1 protein-coding gene is annotated in these 267 nt (G+C 40.4%); it reads right to left on the bottom strand.

Going from position 1 to position 267, the window contains the following annotated elements:
- A partial coding sequence (locus N482_RS05655) for an ISAs1 family transposase (protein ID WP_155730513.1) occupies positions 1-267 on the bottom strand: 267 nt, incomplete at both ends.

The following is a 267-nucleotide window of genomic DNA, read 5'->3' as shown; positions in this document are numbered from 1 at the left end:
CTCCCCATTCTTATTCTTCGTCGCGAGTTGACTTAAGACCAGTCCATTCTCCGTATCATAAGCAGTGACAAGCTGTAAGGCGGTTTTTTTATCATTCCGATAGGCGCCTCTAAGGACTTTCCCATCAAAAGCGATGATTGGTTTGTTATTAATTTCACGATGTTCATTGAGCCAATTGAGTAAAGCCTCAAGAAGTGATTCAGCAATAACAGATTTTAGAATTCTTGCAATTGTATGTCGACGGGGAATACCATGTTTAAAAGGTCG

The sequence above is a fragment of the Pseudoalteromonas luteoviolacea NCIMB 1942 genome (assembly GCF_001625595.1).
Taxonomy (GTDB): Bacteria; Pseudomonadota; Gammaproteobacteria; order Enterobacterales; family Alteromonadaceae; genus Pseudoalteromonas; species Pseudoalteromonas luteoviolacea_A.
This window is presented reverse-complemented; position numbering and strand designations above follow the sequence as displayed.